General features: G+C 48.3%; 17 protein-coding genes and 1 pseudogene. 12 read left to right on the top strand and 6 right to left on the bottom strand.

The features are described from left to right. Positions 1-286: 286 nt before the first annotated feature. A complete protein-coding gene (locus BUB16_RS15930) occupies positions 287-1,063 on the bottom strand; it encodes a queuosine precursor transporter (protein ID WP_073066776.1) in 777 nt (258 codons plus the stop codon). Positions 1,064-1,386: 323 nt separating this feature from the next. Here BUB16_RS15930 and BUB16_RS15925 point away from each other — a divergent pair, with 323 nt between their 5' ends. Together BUB16_RS15925 and BUB16_RS15920 are read left to right on the top strand one after the other, a co-directional pair. Continuing rightward, positions 1,387-2,718 (top strand): Na+/H+ antiporter NhaC family protein, encoded by a 1,332-nt coding sequence (locus tag BUB16_RS15925; RefSeq protein ID WP_073066772.1) that lies wholly within the window; start codon positions 1,387-1,389, stop codon positions 2,716-2,718. A gap of 240 nt (positions 2,719-2,958) precedes the next feature. Continuing rightward, complete coding sequence (locus BUB16_RS15920; RefSeq protein ID WP_073066770.1) at positions 2,959-3,888, top strand: 2-hydroxyacid dehydrogenase; 930 nt, start codon at positions 2,959-2,961, stop codon at positions 3,886-3,888. Between the two features lie 190 nt (positions 3,889-4,078). Here BUB16_RS15920 and BUB16_RS15915 read toward each other — a convergent pair whose 3' ends face one another. After that, a complete protein-coding gene (locus BUB16_RS15915) occupies positions 4,079-5,155 on the bottom strand; it encodes a branched-chain amino acid aminotransferase (RefSeq protein WP_073066767.1) in 1,077 nt (358 codons plus the stop codon). Between the two features lie 517 nt (positions 5,156-5,672). Here BUB16_RS15915 and BUB16_RS15910 point away from each other — a divergent pair. Next, complete coding sequence (locus BUB16_RS15910) at positions 5,673-6,356, top strand: uracil-DNA glycosylase (protein ID WP_073066764.1); 684 nt, start codon at positions 5,673-5,675, stop codon at positions 6,354-6,356. 7 nt (positions 6,357-6,363) lie between these two features. Here the strand turns inward: BUB16_RS15910 and ppc are convergent, their stop codons facing one another. Further along, entirely contained in the window at positions 6,364-9,159 is a 2,796-nt protein-coding gene (ppc, locus tag BUB16_RS15905) for a phosphoenolpyruvate carboxylase (RefSeq protein ID WP_073066761.1), read from the bottom strand. 87 nt (positions 9,160-9,246) lie between these two features. On the opposite strand from ppc, the gene BUB16_RS15900 reads away from it, so the two are divergent. The 6 genes from BUB16_RS15900 to glyA all read left to right on the top strand — a co-directional run bounded on the left by BUB16_RS15900 (position 9,247) and on the right by glyA (position 15,583). Continuing rightward, positions 9,247-9,822, top strand: coding sequence for a DNA-3-methyladenine glycosylase I (locus tag BUB16_RS15900; protein ID WP_073066758.1), 576 nt, complete (start codon positions 9,247-9,249; stop codon positions 9,820-9,822). A gap of 136 nt (positions 9,823-9,958) precedes the next feature. Continuing rightward, entirely contained in the window at positions 9,959-10,165 is a 207-nt protein-coding gene (locus tag BUB16_RS15895; protein WP_139240337.1) for a hypothetical protein, read from the top strand. A gap of 341 nt (positions 10,166-10,506) precedes the next feature. Continuing rightward, positions 10,507-12,759 carry a TonB-dependent receptor gene (locus BUB16_RS15890; RefSeq protein ID WP_244545722.1) on the top strand — a complete coding sequence of 751 codons (2,253 nt, stop codon included), beginning with the start codon at positions 10,507-10,509 and terminating at the stop codon, positions 12,757-12,759. A gap of 1 nt (position 12,760) precedes the next feature. Beyond that, positions 12,761-13,657 (top strand): DUF4249 family protein, encoded by an 897-nt coding sequence (locus BUB16_RS15885; protein ID WP_073066749.1) that lies wholly within the window; start codon positions 12,761-12,763, stop codon positions 13,655-13,657. A gap of 173 nt (positions 13,658-13,830) precedes the next feature. After that, on the top strand, positions 13,831-14,280 hold the full coding sequence (gene rpiB, locus BUB16_RS15880; RefSeq protein ID WP_073066746.1) for a ribose 5-phosphate isomerase B: 450 nt from the start codon (positions 13,831-13,833) through the stop codon (positions 14,278-14,280). A gap of 4 nt (positions 14,281-14,284) precedes the next feature. Beyond that, positions 14,285-15,583, top strand: coding sequence for a serine hydroxymethyltransferase (gene glyA, locus BUB16_RS15875; RefSeq protein WP_073066743.1), 1,299 nt, complete (start codon positions 14,285-14,287; stop codon positions 15,581-15,583). On the opposite strand, the gene BUB16_RS15870 is transcribed toward glyA, so the two are convergent. Continuing rightward, positions 15,584-15,775: a Sec-independent protein translocase subunit TatA/TatB gene (locus BUB16_RS15870; protein WP_073066741.1), complete on the bottom strand. Its 192-nt coding sequence runs from the start codon at positions 15,773-15,775 to the stop codon at positions 15,584-15,586. Between the two features lie 292 nt (positions 15,776-16,067). Between BUB16_RS15870 and tatC the strand changes: the two genes are divergently transcribed. Together tatC and BUB16_RS15860 are read left to right on the top strand one after the other, a co-directional pair. Next, a complete protein-coding gene (gene tatC / locus BUB16_RS15865) occupies positions 16,068-16,907 on the top strand; it encodes a twin-arginine translocase subunit TatC (RefSeq protein WP_244545721.1) in 840 nt (279 codons plus the stop codon). A gap of 323 nt (positions 16,908-17,230) precedes the next feature. Beyond that, positions 17,231-17,749 (top strand): FKBP-type peptidyl-prolyl cis-trans isomerase, encoded by a 519-nt coding sequence (locus BUB16_RS15860; RefSeq protein WP_170864430.1) that lies wholly within the window; start codon positions 17,231-17,233, stop codon positions 17,747-17,749. A gap of 155 nt (positions 17,750-17,904) precedes the next feature. Here the strand turns inward: BUB16_RS15860 and alr are convergent, their stop codons facing one another. Together alr and BUB16_RS15850 are read right to left on the bottom strand one after the other, a co-directional pair. Further along, a complete protein-coding gene (gene alr, locus BUB16_RS15855) occupies positions 17,905-18,972 on the bottom strand; it encodes an alanine racemase (protein ID WP_073066733.1) in 1,068 nt (355 codons plus the stop codon). 17 nt (positions 18,973-18,989) lie between these two features. After that, positions 18,990-20,594: pseudogene (locus BUB16_RS15850) on the bottom strand (phytoene desaturase family protein); the annotation flags it as partial. Between the two features lie 106 nt (positions 20,595-20,700). Here BUB16_RS15850 and sppA point away from each other — a divergent pair. Then, a complete protein-coding gene (sppA, locus tag BUB16_RS15845; RefSeq protein ID WP_073066726.1) occupies positions 20,701-22,491 on the top strand; it encodes a signal peptide peptidase SppA in 1,791 nt (596 codons plus the stop codon).

Below are 22,491 nucleotides of genomic sequence, written 5' to 3'. Positions count from 1 at the left end.
TCTCATCTGGGCCCTCCCCGAAAGGACGGCCCGACAAGGGCTCGACGTGCGATCGTCTGTATATTCTACCCACTACTTTAAAGAACAAAAAATGCGATTTGACCCAATAGTCTTGAGCCAAAAAAACGGAGTTGAACACAATAACTATTGGGCTCAACCCCGTTTCGAAATTGGATTCCTAATGTAAGACTTTTTAGGGGTTCGTGTCAATGTTTTTGTCACATTTATTTTACGAATGTACCTAATGCCCTCCCCTTTGTTTAAAAGACACTTTTGCCACAATAACCTATGAATAGAGGCTGTATTCTCCGGGGTCTTCTTCATAATCCCTGAACATTTTTACTCCCAAATAACAGAGTGGAGTATCAAACAGTGCGAAAAAGAATTTAAAGAGGTAAGAATTGAGAATAAGGATGATTAATTTGCCAACGGTATCTATCTCCTGACCGAGATTTCCGGCCACAAAAAGGATCGTCAGGATAGCGGTAGAGTCCACTAACTGACTTATAGTAGTGGAAGCATTATTCCGCAACCAGAGGTGTTTTCCCTTGGTCAATCTCTTCCAAAAATGAAAGAGGCGGACATCCACTGTTTGGGCGACCAAATAGGCAATCATGCTGGCGATCGTATTACCGATCATAAATTCATAGACCCCTTCAAAGAGATCAAGTCCCCCACTGACCCCGGCCGTGTTGGGCAGCCAGTGATTTACACTCATTAACAGCAGCATGAACACATTCATCCAGAAACCTACCCAGACAACCAGCTGGGCTTTCTTCCGTCCATAGAGCTCTGAAAGTAAATCCGTCGCTAAAAACGTAAAGGGATACGCAATAACCCCCACCGGCACGCTCATGGTATATATGTCATTGTCCCGCACTAACTCCGGCACGATGGCTTGCATCCAGCTTGAGAGCTCGACTGAAAAAAGCGTCACAAATTTTGTCGTTCCTATAACATTGCCGAGCACCAGGGAAGTCAAGAAAATACCGGCAAGTGACAGAAACAGGGCATCCCGCTTGTAAGTTGCTACCGGCTCCTGCTTCGAAGGTTCGCCATTCATACGATTATACGACTATGCTTATTCCAGGTGATTCAATAGCTTGGTAGAAGCCTTTGAAAACCAGGGATTTTGGTCAAGATCAAGGCCCCGGGAAGGTTGCCCTCGCAGCATATAGCTCATATGTGAGGATTTCAACCGACCGATAACGCCGACATTGGGCAAAAGAGCGGTTTTGCAAAGATTTCTGGTAAAACTTCGACATAATAAAATCACTTTTCGAATGAAAATACAACTAAAAATTAATCTCGAAATAAACGACCCTAATTTTAATTTATAATTTAAAGGTTAAAACTGTATTTTCGCTTTTTTAATCTACGGAGATAATGAATTTTAACCCTCGTACAGCCAAGCTTTCTCTTCTCCCCATCCTGCTTTTTATCGGCCTGTTTCTGGGGACCGGTTTAACGCTGCAGGTGCTTGGTGTGGATCATGCCTTTCAGCAGCTCCCCGGACAGGTGGCCATACTACCGGCGCTGATGCTTGCGGTCTATTTACAAAAAAAACCTCTCACTCAATCCATTGGAGTACTGGTAAAGGGGGCCGGTAACGATAATATCATCACCATGTGTTTTATCTTTTTACTGGCCGGGGCTTTTTCTAATGTGGCTACAGCTACAGGCGGCGTAAATGCGGTAGTCAATGCGGGGCTGACTCTTATCCCTCCGGGATATATTCTGCCGGGACTTTTTGTAATTTCTGCCCTCATCTCCCTGGCCATGGGCACATCGGTCGGAACGATTGCTGCACTGGCCCCCATAGCGGTAGGTTTTGCAGAACAGGCCGGCATCGGAGAAGTACTTATTGCCGGAGCTCTTTTCGGAGGTGCCATGTTTGGAGATAACCTCTCTATCATCTCCGATACCACTATTGCCTCCACCCGTACCCAGGAGGTCGGCATGAGGGAAAAATTCTGGGAAAATTTTAAAATTGCCCTCCCGGCCACGATTGTCACCGTTCTCCTGTTTGTATTGCTGTCCACCGACTCCGCCCCCTTAACCCCGGAAACAGTCAACTGGACCGCTATCCTCCCCTACCTGGCAATTTTACTGTTGGCCGTCGGGGGAATGAACGTCTTCCTCGTACTCATTATCGGCATTCTAATGGCCGCGCTGCAAGGGGCTCTTTTTGCTGAGTATTCCCTGTCGACACTTGGCACTGATATAGCGGACGGCTTTGCCGACATGCAGGGCATTTTTATCCTTGCTATGCTTGTAGGCGCACTGGGTGAATACATCAAGCAGCAGGGCGGACTCCAATGGATTTCCGAAAAGATTAACCGTGTAGCGGCAAAAGCCTCGGGAACTGGTAATCGAGCCCAGCAGGCGGCTATAGGGATACTGGTATTTGTGACCGATTTTTGTATTGCCAATAATGTGGTTTCCATTATTGTGACCGGAGATCTGACCCGTGCCATTGCCAAAGAACACGGCATATCACCCAAGCGCAGTGCCAGCATCCTGGATATTTTTGCCTGTATAGCTCAGGGATTTCTACCCTATGGCAATCAGGCCCTTTTATTAAGCGCTACTTTTGCTATTTCACCATGGGAAGCCGTCACACATAACTATTATGGAGCTGTTTTACTGGTTTTTACCCTTGGAGCCATCTTCAGCTGGAAAGTCCGCGGGAACAATAATACCGTCATAAACAAATGAATTGATCGGCAATCCTGTTGTAACCCCATTATGTTATACTACGGACTTTTCCATAGAAGAGTTTTTTGTCCATTTTGTGTCTCCCCGGTTATCAGAATTCGGAAAAGAGCCTTGCTCACAAAGGGTTAACAGCTCTTAACGCACCCATGCAATAGATTTTAGAACGAATTCAGCAAAAACCGGCGGCATTTTGCACAACCTCTTATATTAATGATTAAATAATAACTGCTGCTTAAGTATATGTCGCTGCTGCTCATTGCTCCTGACCGCCAACTGTCATCGTGGGAAAAGACTATCCGAAAAATTGATCCCCATATAGAAGTTGCTATCTGGCCGGCCATTCCAAACAAGGAACAGGTCCAATTTGCCGTCTGCTGGAATCAGCCCAAGCATGTATTAGACAGCTTTCCCAACCTGAAAGCTGTCTCCTCGCTGGGTGCGGGCGCGGATCACCTGCTTTCGGATGAATCGCTACCGGAGTCCGTGGAAATTTGCCGGATCGTTTCGCCCTCGCTGGTACAACAGATGAAGGAATATATAATCGGCGCCGTTATTAGTATCCGGCGACATTTTACGAAGTATATCCGCCAGAAAGATCAGCAGCAATGGCAGGTCCATACCCACGGGGAAGTCTCCGGTACCCGAATTGGAGTGATGGGACTGGGTGCCATCGGCAAGCCCGCAGCCCGACAGCTGGCCCGGATGGGATACTCCGTCTCGGCCTGGTCGCGCACTCCCAAAAATGTACAGGATATTCGCTGTTTTGCCGGTCCCGATCAACTGGTCAATTTTCTCAAAAAGGCAGAAATACTCATCTGCCTGCTCCCGCTTACCGAAGAAACCGAAGACATTCTGGATCTGGAGCTTTTTAAACAGCTGCCGTCACCGGGATGGATCATCAATGTGGCCCGGGGGGATCACCTGGTGGATGAGGACCTGATTTATGCCCTTGACAGCCATCTCCTTCAGGGGGCATGGCTGGACGTTTTTTCCGAGGAACCCCTGCCGGACAAACACCCCTTTTGGAATCGCTCAAATATTATCATGACCCCCCATATCGCCAGCATCACACCCCCGGAAGAGGCAGCGGAACAAATCGTAGAAAACTATAAACGAGCGCTCTCGGGTATGAGCTTAAAGAATGCCGTGGACCGCGCGTTGGGATATTAGTTTTAGAGGCTTTAAAAAGCCAGGGATTTTGCCCAAACGATCCAGAGCGAGGCTGAAGCAAGAGCATATAACTCAAACGTGAAGATTTCAACACCCTGTTATCACCGACAATGGATCAAAATCCGTTTCTAAAATTCCCTATTACAAATAGCAGCTCACGGTATTGGATTCACCTCGCGAGTTGTTAGCATTATTTGCTTACATCGATCGGTCGCACCCAGTCAAACGGATCTTCTGTTCTGGATCGCTGGATGTCGTAAATCGTATCATAGAGCCTTTGTCCCACAGGCCCTCGCTCGGTCGCACCCGGCGTAACCGATGTACCATTGTGATGAATCTCCTCTATGGGAGCAATAACCGCCGCTGTTCCGGCCCCGAAGGCTTCCTCAAGCACTCCCGACTTACCTGCATCGATGACCTCATCAATCGTTATACGCCGTTCTTCAACGGGGATATCCCATTTCCGAGCCAGCTGGATCACTGAATCGCGCGTAACGCCGGGCAGTATGGTCCCGCCTAACTCAGGAGTGACAAGCGTTCCGTCAATAACAACGAAAATATTCATGGTCCCCACTTCCTCAAGATACTTATGCTCAAACGCATCCAGCCAAAGCACCTGATCGTATCCCTTCTCCTGGGCTTTACGCGCCGGGTAAAAGCTGCCCGCATAATTCCCGGCGAATTTGGCGTCGCCGACTCCACCTTTTGCAGCCCGGATGAATTTCTGAGAAGTTGTCAATTTCACTGACTTGCTGTAATAGGCCCCCACCGGCGATGTGATGACATAAAAGCGGTATGTTTCTGACGGGTTAGCCGCTATAACCCTGTCAAAAGCGGAAATGAAAGGGCGAATATACAGCACATCCCCCTCTTTGCGGGGAACCCACCGGCTATCCACCTTGATGAGAGCCGCAATGCCGTCCAAAAAAGTATCCCGGTCAACGAAGGGCATACATACCCGCTCGCATGAGCGGGCCATCCGTTCATAATTTTTTTCGATACGGAACAAATTTATGGTTTCATCATCCACGTAATATGCTTTTGCCCCTTCAAACACCGATTGCCCGTAATGAAAAACATGCAGGGAGGGGGGGACTTCAATGGCACCATACGGTTTAATCCGTGGCTGATTCCACTGGCCATCCGCAAATTCTACTTCCAGCATATGGTCGGAAAAGACACGGCCGAATCCCAATTCATCAAAATCAACCTGGTCTATACGGCTTTCTGTTGTTTTGGTGATGTCAAATGTAGTATCAGTGATCATAATAAAACATTATTTTAGGGAACTTTAATGTACCTCTTTTACAAAAATGGTTATGAGCAGTCACTTAGTCAATTAAACCGTCGGCGACGACTGTTCCTGTTTAAAATAGCTTTTATTCTGATTTATTCCATTAATTTTTTGCATGATATCATACTCGCAGATCGTTTTCCATCCGGCCCGGGCCGATGATATTTGATCAGGCGATTTAACGCGGATGATTTATCTGTAAAAATGTACCATAACGTTAAGCCTTCCGAGGAAAATTGGTCCATCATTTATAGCACGCAAAACTAACAGTTTGTCGGAAGTTTAAGATTCACCCGGGTATAGCATAATCTGCATAAATAATAAATAAACGGTATTGCCCCTCCCGATTGTCCGACTTGAGCAATACAAATTAATCTTCCATAAAATCTCTTTTTCCAAATAGGGTTCTCTCCGGTATATTGCAGACGCCCGGGATGCAACAACCGCAAACGGGCAGCTGAACTATCACCAACAAACCTTTATTTCCAAAATGAGTGGCCTGAATTCCCTTTTTACCCTTCTCCGAAATACGCCTGAAGGTTCTTTCTTTAATCCCTGGTACCAACATGATGAAAAGCACGATCTATCCGAAGAGGGCCCGGAAATTCGCCGGCGCCAGCTGCGTGCTTATCTTTCGGAACGAATCGGCAGAGCCAAATACCTGTTTATTGCGGAAGCGCTGGGGTATCAGGGGGGACATTTTACCGGTATTGCCATGACATCGGAGCGGATTCTGTTGGGGCATCACGAACCGGTCCATGGTATCCCCGCCGATGGCGCTTTTCAGTCTGCGCCTGCTCAGCGGACCAGCAAGCCCGCTGTCAATGCCAAGGGAATGTCAGAGCCAACGGCTACCATCATGTGGAAAGCGCTTTACAAGCTGGGAATAGATCCCTATGAAACAGTGCTCTGGAACGCCCTGCCCTGGCACCCGTACGATCCGGATGAGGGACTCCTGAGCAATCGCACCCCCACCGACCGTGAACTGCATCAGGGCTACCCATCGCTAAAAGCATTTTTAGCGCTCTTTCCCGGCGCTCAGCCCATCGCGGTGGGACGCAAATGCGAGCAAAGCCTAACCGACTTCGACCTCCCCTACATTCCTGTACGCCATCCGGCCAACGGGGGTGCTCCCAAATTTCGTCGGCAGATGAGGGAATTAATGGAGAATTAGGAATTTATTATCCCGTGCTCTGCATGGCGGCGGCTATGCCGTTGATACTCAGGAATATCGCGTTTCGCAGGGATTCCTCGTCTTTATCGGTCAACTCTTCATCCCAGCGATCCAGCAGCTCTACCTGCATCATATTCAGCGGATACGTAAAGGGATTACGAAACCGGATTGACTTTTTTATAACGGGACTGTTTTGAAGGACATAATCCTGCCTGGTTATGGCTTTGATCGCCTTTTCCGCCTTCTCGAAGTCATCCGTAATCAGCTTATGGAACGTTCCGTCGTCGTTGTCTTCATATATGGTAGAGGTGAGAATATGGGTCCGCGCCATTTCGCGCTGCACGTTATCCAGGATGGAATTGAAAAAGATATTCTGGTCATACCATTGCCGGAATCGTTCCAGCGCCTCTTCCCCCTGTTCTATCTGCTCCTGGAGGGCTACTCCCACGCCGTACCAGCCCGGCACATTATAGCGGACCTGGGTCCATGCAAAGACCCACGGTATGGCTCGTAAATTATCAAAGTCCGCCGCTTTGGCGCTCCCTCTTGAGACCGGGCGTGAGGCAATAGGCAGCCGGCTGATATGTTCAATGGGCGTCTTATTGGTATACCAACTCCAGAAATTCTCGTCGTCAATCAGATTCCGATAAGCCTTCATGGAACGCTGGGAAAGCTGTTCCATCGCCTGGTTAAACTGGTCCTTCTGGCCCACAGAATCAGACTCAGCTACGGTAATACGGATCATGGCATTGACAATCTGCTCTAAATGACGCCGCGTAATAGAGGCAAGGGAATACCTGAAGGAGATCACCTCGCCCTGTTCCGTAAAGCGAATACGTCCGTTGTTACTAACAGGGGGCAATGCTAAAATAGCCTCGTTGGATCGGCCGCCACCTCGTCCGACGGTACCACCCCGCCCGTGAAACAGGCGGAAATCCACGTCATACTCCCGGCAAACCCGTCCCAAACGCTGTTGCGCCTTGTCCAGGGCCCAGTTGGCCATCCAGTAACCGCCATCTTTGTTACTGTCGGAATAGCCCAGCATTATTTCCTGGAAATTGTCGCGGGCCTCCAGCTGCTTCTGGTACAGTTCGTTATCATAAATTTTGCGCATCAGGCTACCACATGCCTCCAGATCCTCAATGGTTTCAAAAAGCGGAACAACATCAATATCGCTTTCCACCTTGTCGTTTTCCTCACTCCAGAGACCTGCCTCCTTGGCCAGCACCAGCACTTCGAGCATGTCACTCACGCCGTGAGTCATACTGATGATATAGCTGCCGAAGCTGTTTTTGTCCAGGGCCAGCATGTCCCCGATCAGGGAAAAAGCTTTTAGCATCTGGGCCGTTTCGTCACTCAGATGTACCCGCACCGGTGAGAGGGGGCGAGGATTATTGAGTTCTTTGTTCAGAAGTGTCAACTTCTCTTCTTCGGAAAGATCAGGATAGCTGTCCGTTACCTCAGCGACAGAAAGGAGTTCAGCCACGGTGTTCTCATGAACTCCGCTGTGCTGACGAATATCCAGGGCCGCCATATGGAACCCGAATGTTTCTGCGCGTACAATCAGATGATGCAGCTTGCCAAAAGAGCTGACTTCCTCAAGTCCCGATGCCCGCAGGCTTTCGGCAATAAGCTTCAGCTCATGCACAAAATCTTCTGCCGTATACCGGTCGGCTTCATCCAGGATATAGCTGCGGTCTTCCTCCTTCATAACCTCAAGCTGATGTCTCAGCTTGTGCATCATATGCGTTACCTTGCGACGGTAGGGCTCCTGCTTGTACAACCGCTGGTACCGCTCCGAGAGCTGGTCAACTTTCTCATCTTCTTTAAGCGACGCTTCCAGCTTATCCGATATAGGAAATTTATTTTGCGATATGCTCAGGTATCGACGCAGTTCGTCGAGCTCTTCCAGATAGAGCTGGATGACATTTTCCCGCTGCTCCAGGATGGTTTCCCAGGTGACCGCGGAGGTTACATTGGGATTGCCATCCCGATCGCTGCCAATCCAGGAGCGATACTGCAACACCGTCGAAAAGTCGGGTACCTCTCCATAATACGTATGAAAAGCGTTTCTCAGATCGTCGTAAAGGACCGGCACGGTCTGCCAGATGGCATTCATAAAGTAGAACATCCCGTTTTCGACCTCATCTTCTACCGTCACTTTTTCCGTACGTACTTCATCGGTGGCCAGCAGCAGGTGAATTTCATTAAGAATTTCCATCGTCTTGGCCGTCTGTTCATCCGGCGTTAAGTTCCCGCGCCGTATCTGGTTAATCATTCTGGTGATGCTTTGCTGTTTCACCAGTACGCTGTGGCGCCGCGCTTCGGTAGGATGGGCGGTAATTGTCGGCTGAATATCAAGCTTTCCGATCACATCGGCAGCTTCCTGTGCGCTAAATCCTTCTGTTTTCAGGAAATAGACCGCCTCATCTATACTTTCTCCCCGGGGCGACTCCGGGTCGGTCTGAATAGCCCGTTCGCGATTAATGCGTGTAATTTCCCGCTGCTCCTGAGAGTTCATCAGGTGGAAAAAAACCGTATAGTACCGCAAAAGACGGGTGATTTCATCGGTAGAAAGTCCCGATATCTGCGCTTCCATCTCCCGGAAGGCCTCCTCATCTCCTTCATCAAAGGCCTGCGCCGCCAACTGGGGGAGATCTACCAACTCCTGGAGAAAATCATCATTCTCCTTACGACTCAGCACTTCCTCCAAAAAATGGGTAAGCGATTCAACCTGGTTTGAGAGTACTTTACTTATATCACTTTTTTCGGCAAATTGGTCAACGAGTTTTTCCCAGTGCATCGGTTTGATATCTTAATTATTGATACGTTAATTATTCATACATATGGATACGCCCAACCTTAACCTTCATTTCTCAAAAAGGCAATTATGAAAAATCGCTGCGTGTGGTGTCAAAATACGTTTGAGCAATATGTGCGTTATCATGATGAAGAATGGGGCGTGCCGGTCCATGACGACCAGACTCATTTCGAATTTTTAACGCTTGAGAGCGCACAGGCCGGTTTAAGCTGGAGTACCATTCTCAAAAAACGAGATGGGTACCGAAAGGCTTTTGCCGATTTTGAGGTCCGGGAAGTAGCACGCTTCGACGAAAAGAAGATACAACAATTGCTAAATAATTCAGCAATTGTTCGCAACAAGCTTAAAATTCGTTCGGCTGTCAACAATGCCCGGCAGTATATTGAGATCCAGAAAGCGTTCGGCAGCTTTGATAACTACATCTGGTCGTTTGTGGATGGCGAGCCTATTCAGAATCATTGGGAGAACCATGGGGATATACCCGCCACTACGCCTCTTTCCGACCGTTTCAGCAAAGATCTGAAGAAAAGGGGGTTTAAATTTGTGGGAAGTACCACGATGTATGCCCATCTCCAGGCATGCGGACTGGTTAATGATCATCTTGTATCCTGTTTCCGGCATGCCGAGGTTAAAAGCATGGCCTGAATGCACAAGATTTGCCTCCAAAATGGAATAGATCCCAAAATCGCTCTATTTAAGGTAGCAAAAAAGTTCATTTTTTCTATCTTTAGCCTACAGTCAAAATATTATAATTACTAATATCCCAAAATTTTGTTTGAATATGCGCTCAACATTCTCTTTGGAAGAAGTTGGTAAAATGCTGGATATGAAACCAAGTGAGGTTGAAAAAGAGATCGAAAACGGTCACCTCACGTACTCATTCTACGAAGGCAAGAAGCGGGTGTCTCTCTATGATTTGGAAAAATACATGGGGGCAGAACAAACCCGCAAGATTACTCAGGAATTTCTTGAAAACAAAAGCTCATAATATTCGATAAACTGAGAGTTACCTACAGATTAACGTTCGCTTATTGCTGTTAAGAGGGCTTTGAAAAAACCATGAACTTCGGTCAAAATAAAACCTGAGCGAATTTAAAACCGCAGCATATAAGGCAGATATGAGGTTTTTGAATTTGCGAACATGCAGAGATTGGCCAAAAGAACAGTTTTTGCAAAACTCTCTTTAATAAGAAGTTGCAGAAAATTAAGGCTGCCCTTAAAAAAGGCAGAAATCATACCTTCATACGATGCAGAGCGGCAGTCCAAGAGGCTCCGACGGGCTAATTTACGCCTGTACTATACAATCCCGATAGTTAGTCCGGCCAAGACGTGCGAAAAACTATTTCCCTTTTTTTACTCTTGTTACCCCTGATCGTATCTGCACAACAGACAGCCTCTCTAAGCGGTTATATTACGGATACGCAGACGGGGGAAACGCTTATAGCCGCCAATGTAGCTTTACAAGGTACCCGCGCCGGGACAACCACCAACACATCGGGATATTTTAACCTCCAGCATATTGAAGCCGGCACCTATACCCTCTTGGTTACTTATATCGGCTACCGACAGTATAAAAAAGAAATAACCCTCGAGGAGAATGAAAATCGACGGCTGGTTATTGAACTTATTCCCAAAGAATATCAGCTGGAAGAAGTGGTCGTTCAATCGGATCGTGAACAGGAGGAGCAGCGCAGTATCGGGACAGCACAGATCGAAACAGAATTTATCAGAACCGTTCCGAGTGTCTTTCAGGCAGATATCTTTCGTTCCCTGCAATTACTACCGGGGATTAAAGCGGCTTCCGACTTTTCCAGCGGCTTATATATCCGCGGCGGGAGTCCCGACCAGACGCTCATTTTACTTGATCATACCACCGTTTACAATCCCTCCCACTTTTTCGGATTTTTTTCCACTTTCAATCCGGATGCGGTCAAGGATGTTCGTCTCTATAAAGGAGGCTACCCGGCCAAATACGGCGGCAGGCTGGGATCGGTGCTCACTATTTTCAATAGAGATGGCAACCGCAACGAGTTTGAGGGATCCGTAACGCTGGGTATGCTGGCCTCCCGCGCTTCGGTCGAAGGTCCGATCAACAAAGGATCCTGGATCTTTTCCATTCGTCGCTCTACCCTGGAGCCACTGCTGGAGATACTGAGAAAATCACAGGATAATATTCCCGATCACTTTTCTTTCCTGGATGTAAATGGAAAAATAAATTATGATATCAATGCTGACAACAAACTGTCCATGGCATTGTATGCCGGGAACGACAACCTCCGGTTCCCTTTTGCAGAAGATGCGGGCGTTCGGTTACATTATGGAAATCAGACCTTCAGCGGCACATGGACGCATATCTTTTCTGAAAAAATATTTTCAAATTTTACCGTTACCGGTTCCCGCTACTTCAACTTTCCCTCTTTTAACATATCCGGCACTCCATTTAAGCGCTCCAATAATATTTACGATTTTTCTGCGAAAGGAGATGTAGAATACTTTCGTAACGACCGCCACGAATTTTCAGCGGGTTTTTGGGCCGGTCTGCTTACCTTAAAACTCCATGATAAGTTCGATGGAGATCAAACGTTTAGCTCGCGCACCCATACGCCATACGGTTCGTTCTATCTGCAGGACAAGTGGCATATCACCGACCGGCTGACGGTAACTCCCGGTCTTCGAATAAACGGTTTCAGCGAAGGCCGCTACCTGCGTGTGGGTCCCCGGTTCTCGCTCGAATACCGTCCTTCCGCCGGCATCCGCCTGCAGGGCGCATACGGTCGCTACCATCAGTTTCTTACGGTCGACTCCAATGAAGCGTTCACTGGCTTTGATGTTTGGCTGACGGCCGACGAAGGCGTGTCTCCGTCAGCGGGAAATCAATATATTGTTGGCATCAAAACATCTCCATGGAAAGATTATGCCGTAGATACGGAGCTGTATTTCCGGACGATGGAAGATCTCTTTGATCCGGACCCCTTTTTACAGGACCAGGCAGGACTTCCGTATGAGAAAACCTTTCGGTTCGGAAAAGGCTACGCTTTTGGTACAGAAATTTTACTTGAACGTCAGGCTGGAAGACTGACAGGCTTTGCAGGTTATACATTCGGGGTTACCCGCCGTAAATTTCCCGGCTTTAACGAGCCTGTGGAAGGAGGAACTGCCCGTTACTACCCGCCCAAATATGACCGTATCCACGATCTGAATGTGGTGCTGAGTTACGACCTCAGTTCACGATGGTCTGTCTCCGCCGCTTTCAATTATGCCACGGGACAGGCTTATACCAAACCATTGGGACGTACGGCGGCCTTTAACTTTCCCACGAGCGCTACCAGCAAACAACAGCTGACTGTGGGTAAAGTAAATGCCTCAAGGCTGCCCGATTACAATCGACTCGATCTCAGCTTCAGCCGGGATGGCACTTTTTGGGGTTTCGGGGAGGCACTGTGGCAGTTTCAGCTGGTGAATGTATATTCGCGGCGCAATACCTGGTTTTACAATTACGACCTGGATGAAAACCCGGCAGAACGCGAAGCAGTACAACTGCTTCCGATCCTGCCGACCATATCCTATACCCTTAATTTTTAACATGATGAATCGGATCCTTTTATTTGTTATCGGAGTAACTGTTCTTGCCGGCTGTGAGTTTTACGAGCAAGATGAATACCGGGAGTATTACGTGGTTGAAGCCTATCTCGTTGCTTATGACCCCCTCCCCGATATTATTCTGAGCAAAACCGTTCCCATTGAAGAGGAATATGTATACTCTGATGCTTCCGTTAATGATGCCTCGGTGGAAGTCCGTCTGCTCAATGCCGATAGTACGATCAACGAACGATACACCTATGGTTCGGGGGGAGAAGGATTATATTATCCCACAGAATCTGCCGCCGTTCAGGAAAAGCAGCTCTACCAGCTTTATGTCACCCTGCCCGGCGGAGACAGCATTGAGGCCAAGACTTATGTTCCGGGTGACTTTGAAACCGTTAACCGCCAGGAACTACCGGATCAATACAGATACCGGGGCGACAAACAGATTGAAATTACCACGACCCGAAGTGAATACCACACGGGGCGGCAAGCATACTATGTATTTACCGTCAATGCTGAAAAACCCGATTCGACCAACCTCACTCCCTTCTACGCCGATTTAGTCGGAGAACAGGAAAGGAGTCTGCAAAACTATTCTGTCCATTCATCCGGGATTATCAACGAAGGCAATTACAGTCCGACACCTGAGGGCAACATTACCCTGAAGGTTCCCTGGCTTTCCATCGCCTTTTACGGTCATAATGAGGTCGTTACAAATGCTATCGACGACAACATGTATGACTTTTTACGATCACAGGAAACCCAGACGGGCGGGTTCAGTCTGTCTCCCGGTGAAATTCAAAATATCCGCTATAATATCAATGGTGGTATCGGTATCTTCGGAAGTATGGCCCGCGACAAGAATCGCTTTGAAGTTCTCAGGCCTCCCCGGTAGCAGATTGCCGGCCGGGGTATTTTCCGGGGATGTCTATAGCTCAAAATCAAGGCCGATGTATTGTTCATATCCAAAACATCAAAAAATACTCATTTATACCGGTGCTTTCCCTTTGGTGTTAGCGTTTTTTTCGAGATATTTACCCAGTTCCCAAACATAACAAAACAGTTGCCATGATTATTCCCATCGCAAGCGATCACGCCGGATTTGAGACCAAGGAAAAAGTCAAAGTTATACTCGAAGAACTCGGACATATGCCGGTGGATTACGGTACTCATTCCGACGAATCGGTTGACTATCCGGACTTTGCCGTACAGGTTGCCGAAAAGGTGGACAACGGGGAGCACGGGAGAGGAATCCTTGTCTGCGGCAGCGGACAGGGGATGTGCATGACCGCTAATAAATACAGCAACATACGGGCGGCCCTGGTCTATGACGAGACCTCGGCCCGCATGACCCGTCAGCACAATAATGCCAATATCCTCTGCCTGCCCGGGCGTCAGATGGACCCTGAGAAGCTGCAGCAGATCGTGGAAATATGGCTCGGCACTGACTTTGACGGCGGGCGGCACGAACGACGCGTGAACAAAATTAAAAGTTTAACCGAGAATAATCAGAATTAACTTCATGGAACCACTTTCACAAAAGGATCCTTCCATCTATACCTTGCTTAATGAGGAAAAAGAGCGACAAAACAATAATTTAGAACTTATTGCCTCCGAAAATTTTGCTTCGCGGGCGGTCATCGAAGCCATGGGGTCTACCCTGACAAATAAATATGCGGAAGGCCTGCCGGGCAAGCGTTATTACGGGGGATGCGAAGTGGTTGACAAAGTGGAGGAAAAGGCCCGGGAGCGTGCAAAAAAGCTATTTGGAGCTTCATGGGTGAACGTCCAACCTCACTCCGGAGCCCAGGCCAATGCGGCCGTCTATCTCGCTTTTATGAAACCCGGGGAAACACTGTTGGGCCTGGATCTATCCCACGGGGGACACCTTACGCACGGTTCGCCCGTTAATTTTTCAGGACTGCTCTACCATTCGGAATTTTACGGGGTAGATAAAGAAACCGGCCGAATTGATCTTGACCAGGTTCGTAAGAAAGCCAGGGAAGTACAACCCAAACTTATTTCCATCGGGGCTTCGGCTTATCCGCGTGATTTAGACTACACAGCCTTCCGCGAAATAGCTGACGAAGTGGGCGCCTACCTCTGGATGGATATGGCACATACGGCGGGACTCATCGCCGCAGGCATTTTAAATGATCCCCTTCCTCACTGCCATGTGGTAACGACGACGACGCACAAAACCCTGCGGGGGCCGCGGGGTGGTATGATTTTGCTGGGTGAGGACGGTGAAAATACCCTTGGGGTGAGAGCGCGTAAATCCGGGCGGACCAAAACCTGGGGTGAAGTGCTTGATTCCAGCGTATTTCCGGGTACCCAGGGGGGACCGTTGATGCATGTGATTGCCTCCAAGGCAGTGGCCTTCAAGGAGGCCCTCCAGGATGATTTTACAGCCTATCAAAAACAGGTGCAAGCCAATGCGCAATCAATGGCAGAGACTTTTACGAAAAAAGGATATAAGCTGGTAAGCGGTGGTACGGACAATCACCTCATCCTTATCGACCTGAGAAATAAAGGCCTTACGGGGAAAACGGCCGAACAAGCGCTCGAAAAAGCGCATATCACGCTAAACAAAAATATGGTGCCTTTCGATACCGAAAGCCCCTTTGTTACTTCCGGCATTCGTATTGGTTCGCCGGCCATGACGAGTCGCGGCTTTGGCACAGATGAATTTACGAGGGTTGCCGATCTCATTGACCAAGTCCTGCAACATCCTGATGATGAAACCATACTATCGAATACCCGGAAGGAAGTGGCGGAAATGTGTCAAAATTTTCCGCTGTACGACTTCGTTACCGCTTAATTAATGCTGATGATTCTCCCGGGTATCACTTGCGACTCCTTCATCATCTTCGGTTTCTGATTTTTTGGAAACTTTTTTGAACTCATAGATACCCTGACCAATGCCCCGGGCCAGTTCAGGTATTTTCCGGGCGCCGAAAAACAGGAGGATAACACCAACAACAATAAGAATTTCCGTTGTTCCGAATGTCATAAAAAAAACGTTTTAAGTGAAAGTGTTTGTATCTTCTGCTACAGGATAAGAAAACAGAAGCATTTAAAATAATTTTAGTTCATAATAATCTGATTCCTATTGACTATGCTAAGCACTAAGGACCCTCCAATAATATTTTCACCGATAGTTGAAGATCTCTGTTGTGCTTTTTCGGAGGGCTTTTTAAGCCGAGATACCAAATATTTTTTTTATATTTGAAAGCTTTAATATAGTCTGTATCGTCTGTGGTATTTGTTCATATGATAATTTTTGGATTTAATTTAGAAGATTTGTGGAAAAACGAGAAACGATGACGAAAAATCCGCCCCCGGCTGAAATGCCGGAGGACCGAACAAGCGATATGGCTTTTCTGGACCACCTCGAAGAGCTACGCTGGAGAATCATCAAAGGTTTGGGGGGGATCGGCATCGGTATGATCATAGCCTTCATTTTTGGCGAATTTTTTATAGATAAGGTCATGCTGGGTCCCACCGATGCTGACTTTATTGTCTATCAGCTACTGGGCATAGACGCTATTGACCTTACGCTGCAAAGCCGTAAACTGCCCGGACAGTTTTTTACCTACTGGGGAACGCTTATCGTAGTTGGAATCATTATCGGATCCCCGATCTTTTTCTACCAGTTATGGGCGTTTATCGAACCCGCGCTTGAAAAAACCGAGAAATGGAAAACCCGCGGAAATACGGCTTTTATTACGTTCTTCTTTCTGCTCGGTGTGGCATTTGGCTATTTTGTACTGGTACCGTTTGCGCTGCAGTTTTTCACCCAGTTTCAGATTTCTACCGCTATCCACAACGATTTTGATATTAATGAATACTTTAGTTCAGTGACGATGTGGGTACTTTCCTGTGGCATCATATTTCAGCTGCCCGTTCTCAGCTATTTTCTTTCCAAATTCGGGCTGCTTACCCCTGAATTTTTAAAAAAGTATCGTCGCCATGCCATTATCTTCTGTTTTATACTTTCGGCATTTCTTACACCGCCGGACCCGGTTTCCCAGATATTAATCGCAATCCCGCTTATTTTGCTTTTCCAGCTTGCCGTGTTTATGAGTAAATTAGCTGTCCGTAAACGTAAAAAGGAACTTGATAAGGCATTTGGAGACGCCTAACAAATAAACATAATATTCGCGCTTTCCTGCGCGTTTTAAATACGTTACATTTAGCGCCTCTGTATGGCATGAGGCATCAGCTTTCGCTCGTACAAGTAGCTAACAGGGAGGTTTGTCAGCTTATAACTCTTTGGAACAGAGCCTTGAAAAACCAGGAATTTTGGTCGACTGGGCGAATTAACACCGCAGCATATAAGTATATGTGAAGATATCGAATGCGCTACAATATAGAGATTGGCCAAAATAACGGTTTTGCAAAAATATCTGAAAATTAACCGATATAAGTTTTTTATTTAATGATCTCATTGAAGCAATCAACGTTTTTGTCATTATTATCGGCACTTTCGCTTATCATGCTGATTCAGGCGTGCGGGGACGGTCCCTCCTATTACCGGCAAGCGGAGCTAACCCCCCCTGAGCCTTTCGATACGACCCAGGCGATAAGCGACTCGACGACCGAAGAGGGACTGACCATCTATTTTATTGAAGAGGGAGACGGCCTGCAGGACAAAAAAGTTGAGCCCCGTGATGAGGTATATGTTCGGTACACAGGGCGCACAGAAGACGGGGAAGCCTTCGACAGCAGCTACCGGGACAGTTCTCAGAATCCTGTTAGATTTCGTAATCTGACACCGGTGCCTAAAACTTCCCCCAACGGACAGCAGATCAGCCCCCTGGTCGAGGGGTTCCGACAAGGTTTGATAGGTATGGTCGAAGGCGAAAAAAGAACACTGATCATCCCTCCTGAACTTGGATACGGAGATCCCAATCAAAACTACAGCGGGGGCGACCTGGAAGATGAAACGCTTCGTTTTGATGTAGAGCTGGTAGTGATTCTTTAGCATCGGGGGGCTTTGAAAAACCAGGAGTTTTGGTCACCTTGGCGAATTCAAAAACACCCCGCATAAAAAGAAAAAGGCATACGCGAGCGAGGATGTCGTATGCGCTAAAGTTGGGACATTGCCCAAAAGAACAGTTTTGCAAGGTTCCCGAATCTTTATCGATCCGCATATTCCCGGGGAATACGCGGATCGATACTTGTCAGTATTTCATACGGGATGGTATCCAATTTTTGAGCCCAGTCATACGCATTATTCTCCGGGTATAACAGCTCAACCTCCGTCCCCGGCTCATAATAATCATTCCCCAGGAAAACCATGCAGTAGTTCATTGTAATTGTTCCCACAACCGCATACTCCTTTCCTGCAATACGGACTATCAGCCGGCCCGATAAATTGCGCTTAATGCCATCCTCATATCCTACGGGCAAGACCCCCAGATATCCATCCGAAGGGGCCTGCCACTCTGCCCCGTAACTCACCGTCGCTTCCGCTGATATTTTCTTTGTTTGAGCCAGAAAAGACCTCCAGCTCAATACAGGTTTTAGTCCCTCTATACCCGTAGTTCCCGGCGAATAGCCGTATAAACCGATCCCGAGGCGCACCATCGTAAACGGGCCGGTATCATAAAAAGCGATCCCCCCGGTGTTTGCTATATGAGCATTCAGATCATCCGAAAAACAGGATTGAATTTTTCGGAAGATTTCGTGCTGCCGGGAAACCAGTGAGAATCCGGGCTCATGTGCTGTTGCAAAATGACTGTATATTCCGGTACAAAAGAGTTCACTGTGATGCTGAACCCTATTAGCAACCTCTTCGGCCTGTGAGGGATGGAAACCAAGCCGCCTCATCCCCGTGTCAAAGTTCACATGATACGATGTCCCCTCAGGCACCCACTCAAAATGCTCTTTGGCACTAATTGTGGCCGTCAGGTCGTGCACGCGGTATTGCGATACCATCCGTTGCTGGGGGACTTCAAACACCAGGATAGGCTTTGTGATGCCGTTTTCCCGAAGTTCGATCCCCTCCTGAATAGCATTGACGGCAAAAGATTCAACCTTGGGAGCCAATATTTGTGCCACCTCAACCGCACCATGTCCATAGCCGTCGGATTTTACAACAGCCATAATGCGCGTTTCCGGATCCAGAAACCGGCTGAATGTCCGAAGATTATCCAGGAGCAGCTTACGACTTATCGTTACGGTTGAATTCGTTTTCTGAATCATGGGAAAAGAGTCTCGTTTTAAAACCAGGATTTCTTGCGCAAATCTTTCAGGATAATACGGGCTGCGTTATAGCCTGCGGCTCCGAATACTCCACCCCCGGGATGACAGGAAGCCGATGACAAATATAAATTTTTTACAGGAGTTTTGTACTCGCTCATCTCAGGAATGGGACGGAACATAAACATCTGGTCCAAACTCATCTCAACATGCATGACATTGCCGCGGGGCATGGCGTGTTTACGCTCAATATCAAGCGGCGTCTGGATATGCCAGTCGATTAACTTACCTTCCATATTGGGTGCATAGCGGCATACGACATCGTAAATTTTTTGAGCCTCCCGCTCGCGGATGTCATCCCAATGCAATCCATCCTGCAACTCATACGGATGCCACTGTGCCCAGCCGTAGAGGGTATGGCCCCCACTGGGAGCAACATCCGGATCAATCCCGGAAAAGGTCATGGCCACCACAGCAGGATCTTCAGGCGGTTTTTTCTTCATATAATCTCCGATGGCGTTGTTCAGGTAGGAGACCGAGGGGGCGAGCAGCTGCATCCCGTTGTGGATGTAGGAGTCATCGGGACAGGCTTCGTAGCGGGGCAGCTCTTCCACAGCACACCGGATGACCATTCCAAACCCATTGCCCACATTAATATTTTTAATCTTTCGATAGCTGTCGGCGGACAAATGCCGGGGGCCCACCAGCTCCATCATCGTAAGTTGCACATGAGCATTAGAAATCACAATATCCGCGCGAAATTCCCTTTCTTTGGTCCGTACGCCCACTGCTGTGCCCTTCTCGACGACAATATCCTGCACCGGCATTCCCGTCAGGATTTCCCCGCCGTGCGCTTCCAGGCAGCGAGCGAGCGCCTGGGTAAGCATTCCGCTGCCTCCCCGGGGATGCTTGGCCCCGCTTTGATGCAACATTGACTGCCAGCCGGCGAAATCGCCTGTCGCAGGATGGTCGGGCGTGGGGCCCGACTGGGCCGCAAACCAGGTAAGGGCCGCTTTCATATGCGGGCTCTCAAAGGCATCGTCCACTACCTTGCCATAGCTGCTCATGATTTTTTGCAATCCGCCGGCCTGCTCCCCTTTTTTGAACATCCTCCCCCCTCTCATCTGTCCCTTTGCCAGCTCCATAAAAATATTCTTGCTGCTCGGCGGTACCATAAACGCGTTGAGAACGCCCCTGTTAATGCGTCCCCAGAACTCCACAAATGCGCGGTAGTTCTCTACATCCTCCGGGGCGACCGTTGCAATAGCCTCCAGGGTGCGATCCAGATCCCTGAAGAAATGAATCACTCCCTGCTCCTTTCCGCCCGGGACAGGGTAGGACATGATGGGATCCATGTCGATGTAATCCAGTCCGTATTGCTCCAGTTCCAGCTCCTCAATAATCCCCGTCTGGTGGATCATGATATGGACGGAGGATCCCACATCCATGCGAAACCCCCGGGGATATTGTTCCGACCGGAACATCGTTTCGGTAGCTACCGCCCCTCCCAGTATATCGCGCCGCTCCACCACCGTTACCGGATACCCCTCTTTGGCAAGATAACAGGCGGTGATAAGTCCATTATGCCCCGAACCCACAACTATTATATCTTGTTTAGCCATTGATAACCAACGATTCTGTTTCTAACTTTTTTGCATATTTTTCGTATTCTCCAAGGTAAGAAATTATTATTCTATTAATTTTGAAATTAATGACCCTACGTGACTGCCTATGAATTTTTTCAAAACCCTTATTGCTACCATGCTGGGACTCTTTTTAGCAGTGGGACTGCTTCTTATTATTCTTGTTATCACTATTTCCAGCAGCTCACAGCAGCCTGAGCCCTATATCCAAAGCAACTCAGTCTTAAAAATAGGGATCAGTGGAACGCTCCCCGACCGGTCGGTCTCAAGCCCGCTGGATGAAATTTTGGACCAGGGCAATAAGGATAAGGTGTCTCTGCTAACATTAAAAGAAAATCTGACCAAGGCACAATCGCAAGACAACATCGAAGGTATCTGGCTTGAAATCGACTATGTGTCGGAAGGGTGGGCCAATCTTGAAGAAGCCCACCGGCTGATCAGCGCTTTCCGTGACAGCTCCGACAAATTCGTGTATGCCAATACCAGCGATGTGGGCTATAACGAAAAAGGATACTTTTTGGCCACGGCAGCCGACTCTATTTTCTCGGCACCGGAAACCTTTTTTGAGTTTGACGGTTTCTACAGCCAGGTCATGTTTTACGATGGCCTTTTTGAAAAATTGGGAATTGAAGCGGAAGTAACCCGCCACGGTAAATACAAAGGCGCGGTCGAGCCCTTTTATCGCAGAGAGATGTCGGATGAAAATGAATACCAGCTCTCGGAACTGCTGGATCAGGTACATCAGACCTTCATAGCAGCTGTCAGCCAGAAAAGCGGGCGTACGATCGAAGAACTGGATAGTCTGATGAACGGCCAGCCCCACCTGACCTCGCAATTTGCCTATGATGAGCAGCTTGTCGATTCGCTGCTATACACCGATCAGCTGGAAACGCTAATCAAAGAGCGTATCGGGCTTGCAGAGGATAAATCCATTAAAACCGTGTCCAATCGCCGGTATGCCAACGTTTCCGCATCCGCGGCGGGGCTCTCGAGCTCATCGGCCTCCGACAGGATTGCGGTTATTCACGCCAACGGCCCCATCATGCCCGAGATGAATTCCAGTTCACCACTGAACGAACAGCAGTTGATAACAGGTAGCTTTTTTGAGGAACAACTCGAAAACGTAAGACAGGATGACGATATCAAAGCGCTGGTCATCCGGGTCAACAGTCCCGGCGGGGCCGGGAGTACATCGGATCTGATATGGCGTAAAATTCAAACGGTCAAAGAAGAGATTCCGGTTATCGTCTCCATGGGCGGGGTGGCTGCATCCGGCGGGTACTATATCGCAATGGCCGCTGATTCTATTGTGGCCGAACCGACCACCATTACCGGCTCAATCGGTGTCTTCGCTACCAAGCTTAATGCCAAAGAATTCTTCAATGACAAAATCGGCCTTACGTTTGATGAGGTAAAGACCCACGAGCATGCCGACTGGCTTTCACAGAACCGAAGCTTAACGCCCGACGAGAAGCAAGCCTTTCAACGGTTTGTCGACCAATTCTACCAGGCGTTCATCAGCAAAGTAGCCGGCGACCGGAATATGAGCGTTGACCGGGTAGACAGCCTTGGACAGGGCCGCATATGGACCGGGGCCGCAGCACAGGAAAACGGGCTTGTCGACCTGCTGGGCGGCATGAACAAGGCTATAGAGGTCGCAGCTGAAAAGGCTGAACTGACCGACTACAAGCTTGACCATTTTCCCAAGCCAAAATCATTTTACGAGCTGCTCATGGGTTCTGCGGAAACCCAGGCAAAAGCATTGATGAACAATGGCTGGAGTTCCCTGATACCGGGGAACGAAATGCGACACCAGCTGTCGCTGTTGAAACAACGCCATGCCCTTACGCTCTTTCCTTTTGACATTAATATTCAATAA

Origin of the sequence: Fodinibius roseus, assembly GCF_900129315.1 — a bacterium.
Taxonomy (GTDB): Bacteria; Bacteroidota; Rhodothermia; order Balneolales; family Balneolaceae; genus Fodinibius; species Fodinibius roseus.
The sequence above is the reverse complement of the archived record's forward strand: the minus strand, read 5'-3'. Positions and strand labels throughout refer to the sequence as shown.

What these genes read in the sequence shown, in the direction of transcription:
- BUB16_RS15910 (WP_073066764.1), top strand. Translation starts at nt 5,673, where the DNA reads ATGAGTGGCCTGAATTCCCTTTTTACCCTTCTCCGAAATACGCCTGAA.
- sppA (WP_073066726.1), top strand. Translation starts at nt 20,701, where the DNA reads ATGAATTTTTTCAAAACCCTTATTGCTACCATGCTGGGACTCTTTTTA.
- BUB16_RS15930 (WP_073066776.1), bottom strand. Translation starts at nt 1,063, where the DNA reads ATGAATGGCGAACCTTCGAAGCAGGAGCCGGTAGCAACTTACAAGCGG.
- rpiB (WP_073066746.1), top strand. Translation starts at nt 13,831, where the DNA reads ATGATTATTCCCATCGCAAGCGATCACGCCGGATTTGAGACCAAGGAA.
- glyA (WP_073066743.1), top strand. Translation starts at nt 14,285, where the DNA reads ATGGAACCACTTTCACAAAAGGATCCTTCCATCTATACCTTGCTTAAT.
- BUB16_RS15925 (WP_073066772.1), top strand. Translation starts at nt 1,387, where the DNA reads ATGAATTTTAACCCTCGTACAGCCAAGCTTTCTCTTCTCCCCATCCTG.
- BUB16_RS15895 (WP_139240337.1), top strand. Translation starts at nt 9,959, where the DNA reads ATGCGCTCAACATTCTCTTTGGAAGAAGTTGGTAAAATGCTGGATATG.
- BUB16_RS15885 (WP_073066749.1), top strand. Translation starts at nt 12,761, where the DNA reads ATGATGAATCGGATCCTTTTATTTGTTATCGGAGTAACTGTTCTTGCC.
- alr (WP_073066733.1), bottom strand. Translation starts at nt 18,972, where the DNA reads ATGATTCAGAAAACGAATTCAACCGTAACGATAAGTCGTAAGCTGCTC.
- BUB16_RS15920 (WP_073066770.1), top strand. Translation starts at nt 2,959, where the DNA reads ATGTCGCTGCTGCTCATTGCTCCTGACCGCCAACTGTCATCGTGGGAA.
- BUB16_RS15870 (WP_073066741.1), bottom strand. Translation starts at nt 15,775, where the DNA reads ATGACATTCGGAACAACGGAAATTCTTATTGTTGTTGGTGTTATCCTC.
- BUB16_RS15900 (WP_073066758.1), top strand. Translation starts at nt 9,247, where the DNA reads ATGAAAAATCGCTGCGTGTGGTGTCAAAATACGTTTGAGCAATATGTG.
- BUB16_RS15915 (WP_073066767.1), bottom strand. Translation starts at nt 5,155, where the DNA reads ATGATCACTGATACTACATTTGACATCACCAAAACAACAGAAAGCCGT.
- ppc (WP_073066761.1), bottom strand. Translation starts at nt 9,159, where the DNA reads ATGCACTGGGAAAAACTCGTTGACCAATTTGCCGAAAAAAGTGATATA.